General features: G+C 40.1%; 5 protein-coding genes. All 5 read right to left on the bottom strand.

The annotated features are described in order from the left end of the window. Window positions 1-78: 78 nt before the first annotated feature. Window positions 79-2439 (bottom strand): ABC transporter permease, encoded by a 2361-nt coding sequence (locus KZC02_RS10160; RefSeq protein WP_221394002.1) that lies wholly within the window; start codon window positions 2437-2439, stop codon window positions 79-81. 281 nt (window positions 2440-2720) lie between these two features. Next, window positions 2721-5138, bottom strand: a complete 2418-nt coding sequence (locus KZC02_RS10165) for an ABC transporter permease (protein WP_221394003.1) — start codon at window positions 5136-5138, stop codon at window positions 2721-2723. Window positions 5139-5250: 112 nt separating this feature from the next. Then, the gene (locus KZC02_RS10170; protein WP_221394004.1) at window positions 5251-7623 is read right to left on the bottom strand and encodes an ABC transporter permease; all 2373 of its coding nucleotides are present in this window, start codon (window positions 7621-7623) and stop codon (window positions 5251-5253) included. 104 nt (window positions 7624-7727) lie between these two features. Then, the gene (locus tag KZC02_RS10175; RefSeq protein WP_221394005.1) at window positions 7728-10118 is read right to left on the bottom strand and encodes an ABC transporter permease; all 2391 of its coding nucleotides are present in this window, start codon (window positions 10116-10118) and stop codon (window positions 7728-7730) included. Window positions 10119-10191: 73 nt separating this feature from the next. Then, window positions 10192-12588: an ABC transporter permease gene (locus KZC02_RS10180; protein WP_221394006.1), complete on the bottom strand. Its 2397-nt coding sequence runs from the start codon at window positions 12586-12588 to the stop codon at window positions 10192-10194. Between the last annotated feature and the right edge of the window lie 15 nt (window positions 12589-12603).

A 12603-nucleotide genomic window follows, 5' to 3' on the forward strand; every position in this document is an offset into this window, starting at 1 on the left:
GGGTTAAGGGCGAATATGTCTTCAAACCAATTAAAATCGTTTAGGTTTTTAACCGCCCAGCATTATTTTCACCCTTTATTATTCACTCCTAAGGCTTTTCACCGGATCTTTTAAAGCTGCTTTAATACTTTGGAAACTCACAGTGATCAAAGCAGTAACCACTGCAAACAGTCCGGCAAAGACAAACGTCCACCACTGGATTGTAACTTTGTATGCGAAATCGTTTAGCCAGATATCCATTGCGTACCACGCAACTGGCAGTGCGATCAGGATGGCGATGATAACCAGTTTTACAAAATCAGCTGAAAGTAATGTTGTAATATTTAAAACACTGGCTCCCAATACTTTTCGGATCCCTATTTCCTTTGTTCGCTGTTCTGCGGTAAAAGAGACAAGGCCTAAAAGCCCGAGGCACGAAATAATGACAGCTATTCCTGCAAAAAAATTGAATAAATCACCAGTCTGCTGTTCTGCTTTGTAGAGATTATTATAGGCTTCATCGAGAAAGATATATTCGAAAGGATATCCCGGCACCAGTTTTTTCCATAATTTTTCGGCAGCAGCTACTGCCTTTGCAGCTGATTGGCCCGTAGTACGAACATGTACGAGGTTGTTGTTTTTTGGCAGACTATTAATAACCAGTGGCCAAATCGTTTCATGAATAGAGGTGATATGAAAATCTTTAACAACACCTGTTATAGTACCTTCCCTGCCTTCAAATTTTAACCTCTTGCCAACAGGGTTCGTAATTCCGGCTTGTTTCACAGCCATTTCATTCAGTATAAAATGAATGGAATCGGAAGGGCTTCCGTCAAAATTCTTTCCTTCTATCACCTTAATTTTGAAATCCGGAATAAATTCTTCGTCGATGCTCATAAGGGCAAAAACCAGCATTCGATTAGCGTCCTTGCCATCCCATTCTACGGCAGTGGTTCCGGTCATTACATTGACAGGACTTTCAGTGGAGGTGCTTACACTTTTTATATCCGGCTCATAAGACAATGCCTGCTTGAATTGTGAAGAAAACCCTTTTCCGTCAAAAGAGAAAACATACTCCCGGCTGATTCCGGAATCAAGGTCACGAATGTAACGAAGCTGGCTGCCAATGATAAACGTGCTGCTGATCAGCATCGTTGTCAATGCAAACTGGGTGATAACCAATCCTTTTCTTAAACCCGAATTCCCATGCTGCAACGAGCGCCCTCGTAACGCCTGAATAGGACTGAAACCGGCTACCATCATTGCCGGATAAATACCTGCCAATAAAACAGTAAGCACCAGTGCACTCAGCAAAACCAGCCACACATTCATATCCAGCAAGGAAAAATCACCGGTTTTACCTGTAATATTTTTATAAAAAGGTAAAAGGACCTGGATCAGAATGATGGAAACGATCAGAGACAAACTTAAAGTCAGCAGAGATTCCACCAGTAATTGCCCTGCAAGCTGCTGTGAATGAGCACCAACAATCTTACGAATGCCGACTTCCTTATTCCGGCGGGTTGCCCGGGCAGTGGTAAGATTTACATAATTGATGCAGCCGATACTTAAAAGCAAAAATGCAATCAGCCCCAGAATATTGACCTGCTGCATACCCGAATTCTTACCTTCCGGTGTATAAAGGTGTAATTGTAATAGAGGTTGAAGCTGGTAATCCATTTCGTCCTCATTTTTTAACCGTACTGCTTTTTTAATCGAAGTTATTTTACCCGCAACGCTTACCGGGTCTATATCGTCATCCAGTTTAAGATAAGTTTCAAAATCATAAATCCCCCAATTTTCATCCAGCGTTTTCCATTTTTTCCCGGCTTTATACGCTTGCTCGTTCACACGCATGGGGATATACATCTTATACCGGAGTGAAGAATTATCAGGAATATTTGCGATTACAGCGCCAACAGTAAAAGTCTGGTTATCTTCTACACTCGTAAAATATTTGCCTGTTGCATCAGAAACCCCGAAAAATCTTTGCGCCAATTCTTCTGTCAGTATTACTGAAGTTGTGGTCGGGAAAGGGTTTTTACGATCACCATAGAGAACTTTGAAACCACTAAAAAAATCTAAAAAATTTTCGTCCGTAAAGGCTATTTCACTTTTTTCTTTAAACGATTTGTTTCCGATACGAAAAATACTCGAACGATAAGTACCAATGCGCAAGGCTGATCTGACACCGGGAATTGATTTACTTGCCAGAATTGCAACAGGAGGCGGTGTATCGGAAAAAGTATTTTCATCTTCTCCTTTGCCAAAATGTGAGTTGACACGATAAATCCTGTCTGCATCCTGATGAAAACTATCAAAACTTAGCTCATCCTTCACCCACCAGAAAAGCAATAAACTAACTGCCAGCACCACACCCAGCCCGCCAATATTCAAAGCTGAATACCAACCGCCAGACCTCAGATTCCGAAAAGCAATTTTGAAATAGTTTTTTAGCATGGCCAGTTTTATTTGGACAGTATTTCCTGTGCGGGGTATCCAAATAGCTTGCCATGAAAATATAACCTATCTAACTACCTTACTATAAGACACTTAAAATACAATAGAATAAAATGATTGTTCAAAAACGGACGGTGTTTGTTCGGTTTGGGACAAGATGAATTAGAAATAATTTTCTCTCAAAACAGTTCATGCAAGTAAAACATCTTCTAAAACACTTGCCATTTGTTTGAGAGCAAGATTGCATTCTTCTTCTGTTTTAATTGATTTGATTGTTTCCATTATTCAGATCTCAAACTTTTCACCGGATTCATTAATGCTGCTTTGATCGTCTGATAGCCAATGGTAAGTAACGACATGATGATTAACATGAAACCTGCTACTACGAAAATAGACCAGGAAATTTCTGTTTTATAAGCAAAATTGGCCAGCCATTTGTTCATTGCCCACCAGGACATCGGCGAAGCAATAAGGATGGCGACGAAAATTAACTTTAAAAAGTCCCGGGAAAGCAATGATACAATTCCAAAAACTGACGCTCCCAACACTTTCCTGACACCAATTTCCTTAATACGTTGCTCTGCCGTGAATGTTGCCAAACCGAATAATCCCAGGCAGGCGATAAAAATACCGATAAATGCGAAGTAGCTGATCAGCTTTGATGTACGTTCTTCTTTTTCGTAATTTTTCTGGAAATCTTTATCTAAAAATGAATATTCAAACGGAGAATTCGGATTGATCTGCTTCCAGGATTTTTCTATTTTACTGATTAACTTTTCATAATCATTTGTTTTCACATTCAGGATCAGATAGCTGCTTGCTGAACTGAAAACAGGTGCAATTGTTAATGCCAATGGCTTGATATTTTGCTGTAAACCTTCAAAATGATAGTTTTTTACCACGCCGATAATATTCATATCAAACTTCCTATTCTCTATTTCAAAATAGATTTTTTTGCCAATTGCATCTTCCACTTTATATCCCAACTTCTTGATTGCAACCTCATTCAGAACTACCGCATTGGAATCGGAAGTGAATTCTTTTGAAAATCCTCTACCCTGTAACAGCTTTATACCCAACGCTTTCAGATAGTCGTCTTCAATATTTGCCGTGCTGATATCAACACTCTCACTTTTAGACTTGCCCTCCCCGTAAAAGAGCATATCCTGTATATTTTCAATTCCCGGATATGTTGATCCCTTTGCAGATGATAAGATTTGCGAATTATTTTCCAGATCATTTTTCAAAATTTTGTAATTATTGGCAGATTCTGCGCTTTGCAGCGGAAGTATTATTTTCTGGTTTTTATTAAATCCCAGATTCTGATTACTCAGATAATTCATTTGCCGGCTGATCAGCATAGATCCTAGAATAAGGATCATGGACATGGTGAACTGAAATACGACTAATCCCTTGCGAATGATCACTGCCGAAATATTTGTCCTTAATTTTCCTTTCAGAGCAGAAATTGGCGCAAATGAAGAAAGATATAATGCAGGATAAAAGCCAGACAATAAACCCGTCAGCAAGGTGAGCACAAACAGCCAGCCGAATATCTCCGGATGTTCGGACAACGACAAATTCTTATTGGTGATCTGGCCAAAGACGGGAATTAATAACTGAATACTCAGATAAGAGATTAGCAAAGCAAGGAAACTTAAAAGCAGCGACTCGCCTAAAAACTGACCAATCAGAGCACTTTTAAAAGCGCCGATTACTTTTCTTACCCCAACTTCCTTAGCTCGTTTTTCACTTCTTGCCGTGCTCAGATTTACGAAATTGATACACGCGATCAGTAATAAAAATGCAGCTACAGAACCGAAAATATAGAGATACCTGATATTCCCGTTAGGTGAAATTTCAAAATCATAATTTGAATGCAGATAAATATCTTTTAATGGCTGAACAAACAGGTTTTTAGAAAATCCCAGCTCTTTCATATCCTGTGCACCGTTTTTTGCCAAAAACCCGGTCAGTTTACTTTCAAAAGTTTCTGCATTACTCCCTTCGGCTAATTTTACATAGGTATGAAAAATGCTGTTTGTGGCCCAGTTTGTTTGGCCTTTCACCCATTGCCCTACGTCGTTGTTATTCATGGAAAGAAGCAGATGAGCGGGAATATGAGATTTATTCCTGGTTTCAAAAACCCCTTTGGCCGTATAATTATTTTCACCAAAAGGCAAAACCACCTTGATGATTTTATCAACCGGATCAATATTACCAAACAATTTTGCAGCAACCTGTTCCGAAATAATAATCGAATTAGGCTGGTTTAATGCTGTTTTTTTATCACCGTATTTAAAATGATAATCAAAAATCTGAAAGAAAGTAGAGTCGACATAATAACCGTTAATCTCATAAAATTTCTTCTGTTCCTGTTCATATTTCAAGAGAAATTTATCAATTCCCGGCATTCGTAAAAGTCTTGTTACCTGCTCCACTTCCGGAAAATCTTTCTTCAGGCCACCAGCAACCGGACCGGCTGCCGCTACCCATTTTTCACCTTTTGTTTCATAGGCAATTCTATAAATCCGGTCAACCGCTGAATGATGTTTATCATAACTCATTTCGTCGATGATATATAAAGAAATGAGCGTACAGGTAGTGAGTCCGATTGCTAATCCCATCATGTTTATCAGGCTGTAAACCTTATTATGGATCAGGTTTCGCCATGCGATTTTCAGATAATTTTTTAGCATAAATAGCTGTGAGCTTTTAGCCGTAAGCTCTGTTTGCGGTTATAAAACAGGAATACCATTTTTTTTAAATAATCAAATTCAATAGCCCATCCTCCATTTCCACCCTCATTCATTATTCCGATCTCAAACTTTTCACCGGATTCATCAAGGCTGCTCTGATCGCCTGATAACTTACAGTGAGCAAAGTAATTGTTAATGCCCCAGCTCCCGTTGCTGCAAAAATCCACCAGGAAATCTCGGTGTGGTACTTGTATTTTTCCAGCCAGCCGTTCATGAAATACCAGGCCAACGGAATGGAAATGAGACATGAAACGACTACAAGCGACACAAAATCCATGGAAAGCATTTGCCATAAATTTGCAACGGATGCACCCAAAACTTTCCGGATCCCGATTTCTTTGGTGCGTTGTTCTGCTACGAATGACGCCAACCCGAAAAGGCCTAAGCAGGAAATAAAGACCGCCAGAATAGCAAAGAATGTAGTAAGCTTACCAATCCGCTCTTCCGTCCCAAATTTTTTGGCGTACTCTTCATCTGCAAAATTATATGTAAAGGGACTGCCCGGATTGTATTTTTTAAATACATTTTCGACCTTGGCAAGAGCTTCATTCGCACTAAGGTTTGGTGCAAGTTTTATATTGATCATACTCGTATTTTTATAATTGAGTACAAAAAATGAAGGATTTACAGGTGAAAAAGGATTCTCCTTAATTATATCCCTGATGACGCCGACAACTTTGTACTGTTTGCCACTTGCCTTGACAAACGAATCAACGGGCTTTTTAAAACCCATCAGTTTTACAGCGGCTTCATTTAATATCATGGAAGAAGTGTCTGTTGAAAAACTTCTTGAAAAATCACGCCCGTCCTTCAATTGCCAGCCAATGGTATTTCCATAATCATGTGTCACACTGTTCGACATCACTAATGGATGCGCTTCCGGACTTTTACCCTCCCATGAAATATCAGTGGTACCACCATCCTGAGCAGTCACTGCACCAGACGATTCCGACATTTCTTTTACAGCGCCTGTGTTTTTCAGCTCGTTTCGCAAGGCTTCATAATGTCCGAAAAGTTCCGGTGTATTCATTTTGATCTCAATTAAGCCATCCCGGCTGTAACCTATCGGACGGTTTTTCACATGCTGTATCTGGCGAAAAACAATGATAGTCCCGATGATTAAAGTAACAGAAACAGTGAATTGCATAACTACCAGGGTTTTGCGTGGAATTGCTGCAAAGCGCCCCACACTAAATTTACCCTTAAGAACTTTCAGTGGCTGAAAAGACGACAGATAAAGAGCCGGGTAACTTCCCGCAATAAGCCCTGTTGCCAGGCTAAACGCTATTCCAGCCAGCCAAAACCATGGGTTTGTCCACAATATTGACATTTGTTTGTCGGCTACTTCATTAAAGAATGGCAAAGCAAGTGCTGCCAAAAACAGGGATATTACAAAAGCCAATACTGCTACCAGCAACGATTCACTCAAAAACTGACCGATTAATTGTGTACGCAGGGAACCAACAGCTTTCCTGATCCCGATTTCTTTTGCACGTTTTTCGGAGCGGGCCGTGCTCAGGTTCATGAAATTAATGCAGGCCAAAAGCAGTACAAAAACGCCGATAATACCAAATAACCAAACAAACTGAATCAATCCTCCAATGTTTACGCCATTTTTAAAATCGGAGTACAAGTGCCAGCGATCCATGGGTTGCAGGAAAAACTCGGGTTTGTATCCGGGAGGATTATCTCTTGTCATCCGCGCATCCTTAATTTTGGCAGAAACTTTATCAAAATCAGCTCCGTCTTTAATCTGTGCATAAATTTGGAATGAATTATTATCCCATTCAATTAATGAATTTTTTATCCAGTCATCTTTCGCTACAGCAAAATCCCATGGAGTAAGAAAAAATACTTCTTTGAATGAACTGTTAGCGCGGAAATCCTCATAAACGCCGGTAACTTTTACCGTTAGTTTATTATCAACTTTAATCATTTGGTTTAATGGATTCCCCGATCCGAAAAATGCCTCTGACAAAGATTTGGAAATCATAATTGAATTAACATCATTTAAACCGGCTCCGCTGCCTTCAAGCATGCTGAGCGACATCATTTCAATAAAATCCGGCTCAACGGAATTACCGGTTTTCGCCAGTTTTTTATCCCCTGAAGAAAGAATAAATCCTTGTCTTTTAGACAAACTCACAGATTTAAAATCCGGGTATTTACTGCGGATTTCCTCTGCCAATGGAATTGGTGTAACATCGTAAGTTGCCTTTTCTACATCGAAACTCACATGTTGCATAACCTGGGCAATCCGGCCATGATTTTTGTGGTATCTGTCAAATGATAATTCATCATAAATCCACAAACCAATAAGCAGCGCGACTGCCATGCCGACAGCCAGCCCGCCAATATTAATAACTGAATAACTGATGTTTTTCAGCAGGTTCCGCCAGGCGATTTTGAAATAGTTTCTTATCATAAAAAATTAAGGTAAAAAGGTGAATGGCTAAACTGTTAATAGCCGGGTTGCCGGGTGGTGAAATGGTTCAGGATGAAAAGGTTAATGATTACCTTTTAACCTAATTATTCCGTTCTCAAACTTTTTACGGGGTTCATCAATGCCGACCTTATTGCTTTGTAACTAACAGTGAGCAAGGTGATGAATACCAGTAAAATAAGTACAGCTATAAATACCCATGGCTGTATCCTGATCATGTAACTTTTATAATCTTCCAGCCATTTGGTCATTCCGTAATAGGCAATAGGTGATGCGATTAAAAAGGAAATAACAACCAGTTTTACAAATTCTTTTGAAAGCAAACCCCAAAGCGTAGCAACACTGGCTCCCAACACTTTACGTATTCCGATCTCTTTGGTACGTTGTTCGGCCATGAACGATGCCAGGCCGAATAAGCCCAGGCAGGATATGAAAATCGCCAGCAGGGAAATAATGGCAGAAAGATTTCCTATCAGTTCTTCATAATTGAATTTTTTGGCATATTCGCTATCTGCGAACTTGTAGTCGAATGGGAAGCCCGGGTTGTAACGATTAATAATAGGCTCAATTTTCTTCAATGCAACAGATGGAGAAACATCCGGGTTTATTCGGATACATATATAGCTTACCCAATCTTTTTCAAAAACGACTGTCAATGGTGATACAGCCCGAAAAGGCGATTCCAATGTCATATCAGGAATAATTCCCACTACACGGCGATCTTTCCCATTCCATTTCATTATCTGCCCAACCGGATCTTTGAGCCCTGTTCGTTTTACAGCAGCTTCATTGAGCATTACTCCTGATGAATCCGTGGCAAATTCTTTGGAAAAATCGCGCCCATCTTTCAGTTTAATTCCCATTGTTTTGATATAATCATAACTTGTAGCGATCGTAGAAAAGATCACACTTTTGTCATTCGGCGTAGATCCCTGCCATTCCCAGCCACTGTTATTACTCTGAATATCTGTTGGTGGCGAATTGGTTTTGCAAATAGAGGTTACTACTTCCGAGGCAAGTAATTCGTTGCTAAGCGGTTCAAAACTGGTCATCAGGTTTCTGGTTGCGCCAATTGAGATCAATCCCTTATTGTTAAAGCCAATCGGACGGTTTTTGCCATGTTGTATCTGCTGGTAAATGATGATAGTGCCGATCATCAGTACAATCGAAAAAGAAAACTGGATAACAACCAGCACCTGGCGTGGCAGCGATGCGTTTTTCCCTACCCGAAACACTCCTTTAAGAATTTTCACAGGATTAAACGACGACAGATAAAGTGCAGGGTAACTGCCTGCCAAAAGGCCGGTAAATAGCGTGAAGACCAACATAAGTCCCCATAAAACCGGATTACCAAATTCAAGGACAAGCAGTTTTTCGGTTAGTCTATTGAAATAAGGCAAGGTAATGACAACCAGCACAATACTAAAAAGTAATGCTATAAAAGCAATCAGAAGAGACTCGCTTAAAAACTGAGCAATGAGTTGTTCCCGTCCCGAACCTACTGCTTTCCTGACTCCTACTTCTTTGGCTCTTTTTTCGGACCGTGCAGTGCTTAGGTTCATGAAATTGATACAGGCAATCACTAAAATGAATATCCCGAAAATGCCGAACAGCCGCACATACTTTATAAATCCGCCAGAATTTATTCCATTTGTAAAATCAGAATATAACCTCCATTTAGACATTGGATGAATAAAAAGCGCCGGTTTTATTGACTTCATCATCAGCTGGTCATTTTGAAAATGACTCAAAACCACATTTTTAATTTTAGTATCCGTTTTTTGCGGAGATACTCCAGGTTTAAGCTGCACAAAAACCTGGTAAGAATTATTTCCCCAATTGGAATCCTGGTTTTTCATCCAGTCATATATTTTTACCTGCAAATTCCACGGGATCAGATAGTCAAATTGTAAGGTTGCATTTTTAGGTTGCTTAGCCACAACGGCCGTCACTTTCAAATCCACAGCATTATCCATTCTTATCGTTTTACCGATCGGGTCCCGTTTTCCAAAAAGTGCCTCAGCAGTTTCCTGGTTGAGCACAATGGAGTAAGGCTCTTTCAATGGATCTTTGTCACCATTTAATACATTGATTGAGAACATGTCGATGGCATCCTCTCCTATAAAATGCCCGCTTTTGAGAAATTTTTGGCTGCCAACTACCAAAGACCTGTCTGAACCCCAGTCACACATGGCAACTGCTTTAAAATCAGGATATTTCGTTTTCAATTCATTCCCCAATGGAAATGGAATGGCATCCTGTGTACCTCTCCGTCCATCGAAGGTCTGGTGCATTTTGACCTGGTAAAGCGTTTCGTAATTTTTATGGTGTTTATTGGAAGACAATTCATCATTGATCCAGAGGCCAATCAGAATTGCCACAGACATTCCGACAGAAAGGCCTAATATGTTAATACCAGAATAAACCTTGTTTTTCACAAGGTTTCGAAAGGCGATTTTAAAATAATTTTTGATCATGGCTGGCTGTGATTGAATTAACAAAAAATTGCTTTTTGACTTGGATGGTGGAGGGCGGGGACTAGCCTGGCCCCTACTCGCTTCGCAAACTTTTTACCGGGTTCATTAATGCTGCCCTGATACTTTGGAAACTGACGGTGATCAGGGTGATGGTTGCCATTAATAGTCCTGTAAAGGCAAATATCCACCATCTGATCTCGATCTTAAACTCGAAATTTTGCAGCCATTTGTTCATGGCATACCAGGCAATGGGTGATGCAATGACGATAGCAATCAACACCAGTTTCAGGAAATTCTTTGATAATAAAGCAATAAGACTTCCCACGGATGCTCCTAATATTTTGCGTACACCAATTTCTTTGGTACGTTGTTCTGCTGTAAATGTTGCGAGTCCGTACAAACCAAGACAAGCAATTAAAATGGCTAAAAATGTGGATGCTTCAATAAGTTTTGCAGTTCTCGTTTCAGACTGATAGGCCTCCGCCAGCGTTTCATCCAGAAAACTGTATTCAAATACCTGATTGGGATAGGCGATAGTCCATGCTTTTTCGATGTGCGATAAAGCGGTTTTTAACGCTTCAGCAGTCGGTTTTTCACTTGCCAGTTTAATACCTGCCTGATAGAAGTGATTCGGTACAACTTGTATCAGCGTCGGATCAATTTTCTGGTGCAGGGAATTAACATTAAAATTTTTAGTAACACCAACAATCGTTATATATTGCTCACTATCACCAAAATGTATCCTTTGTCCAATGGCATCCTGAGGCCGGAAAATACCTGCACGACTTAGAAAAACTTCATTAACAATCACTTTGAAATTCAGCGTATCGGCATCCTTTAATTTTTCTCCAGCTATTAACTCAATGCCATAAGTATTCAGATAATGAGAATCTCCCATTTTCATCTGTGTTTTTATTTCTGTTATTTCCAATCCTTTACGGTATTCAATTCCCTGCATCCAGTTGGTTTCGGCGGAGGCACTGTTGAAAGAAAAACTTACGTCTTTTATCTGAGGCGATTCCATCAATTGATGACGAAGTGAACTCAGCTTTTCCGGTTTATTGTCAGGAAGTCCAACCGTTATGATGGCGGATTTATCAAATCCCAAATCTGCATTTTGAAAAAATGCGAGCTGCCGGTTGATAAGCAAAGCACAGCTGATCAGCACCAATGAAACAGTAAATTGGACAACTACCAAACCCTGCCGCATTGAAAAAATCTGCCTTTCGTTAGATAGTGCATTACTTTTCAGTGCCCGGATCGGTGCCATTCCTGACAACCGGAAAGCCGGATAAATGCCAGCCAGAATGGTTGTTATGGCTGCCAGACCCGTTGTAAAGAAGGCGGTTTGCCAATTCAACAGATCGGACGTTGTGAGTGGAACAACCAGCGTGGATGCAACGGCAGGTAAAGCAATCATTATAATTATAACAGTCAGCAAAACTCCGAAGATCGTAATCAAACCTGCTTCTGCAAGAAATTGATAGACAAGCAATTTTCGGCTACTTCCAATGGCTTTACGAATTCCTACTTCTTTTGCACGCTTGAATGCCTGCGCCGTGCTGAGATTTATAAAATTGAAACAGGCTATCAGTAAAACGAGCAAACCGATAAATGAAAGTGTTTTGAGTAAACTTACATTTGCGGCCCGGCCACCCAGATTGCCTGAATAATGAATTTCTGATAATTGATTTAGGAAAAAGCGTTTTTTCGATAATGCCTCCCTGCCCATGTATTTAACCACGATTGAAGAAAAACGCTGGGTCAGATTTTTTGGATTAACGCCATTTTTCAATAAAATAAATACCTGAAAGTTGTCATCAAAGCCGTTCCATTTGTCCAGATCAAAGTCCGGATTGATACTTTTTATTGTTGGAATCGAAACGAGCAGATCAAATGGAAAACTGGTTGTGGCAGGATAATTTTCGATAACACCGGTTATTAAAAGATCCTGTTTATTATCAAGCCGGATGGTTCTGCCAACAATATCGGTTGTACCAAAATACTTTATTGCATAATTCCGTGTGAGAACAATAGTGTTTGGTTCAGCCAATGAGTGATCTTCACTGCCGGAAACCCATTGGTAGTCAAGCAACTGAAATACTGTTTGATCTGTAAATACAAACGTTTCCTTGAAACGCTTATCCTTGCCTGCTACGGAAAAAGTACTGCCGCCTCTTTTTAAAAGAGGAACTGTCAGTTCCGCTTCAGGCATATCGGTCCGTAAAGCATTTGCCATGCCTGTGTAAGTACCGGGGTAACTTTGGCTTTCCTTGATATTTTCCTGCTCTATCCGATAAATACGGTTCCCTTTTGATTGGGATAAATCATAACTGGTTTCATGTCGGACAACCAGGAAAATCAGAACGGTGCAAGCCATACCTACTGCCAATCCAACAATATTGATCAGCGAATATCCCTTGCTTTTCACAAGATTTCGAAAGGCGATTTTTAGATAGTTTTTTAGCATGGCTAGCTGTGATTT

Source organism: Dyadobacter sp. NIV53, assembly GCF_019711195.1.
Taxonomy (GTDB): Bacteria; Bacteroidota; Bacteroidia; order Cytophagales; family Spirosomataceae; genus Dyadobacter.

Bases quoted from the DNA above. Each gene is read 5' to 3' on its own strand.
- KZC02_RS10160 (WP_221394002.1), bottom strand. From the start codon at position 2,439: ATGCTAAAAAACTATTTCAAAATTGCTTTTCGGAATCTGAGGTCTGGC.
- KZC02_RS10165 (WP_221394003.1), bottom strand. From the start codon at position 5,138: ATGCTAAAAAATTATCTGAAAATCGCATGGCGAAACCTGATCCATAAT.
- KZC02_RS10170 (WP_221394004.1), bottom strand. From the start codon at position 7,623: ATGATAAGAAACTATTTCAAAATCGCCTGGCGGAACCTGCTGAAAAAC.
- KZC02_RS10175 (WP_221394005.1), bottom strand. From the start codon at position 10,118: ATGATCAAAAATTATTTTAAAATCGCCTTTCGAAACCTTGTGAAAAAC.
- KZC02_RS10180 (WP_221394006.1), bottom strand. From the start codon at position 12,588: ATGCTAAAAAACTATCTAAAAATCGCCTTTCGAAATCTTGTGAAAAGC.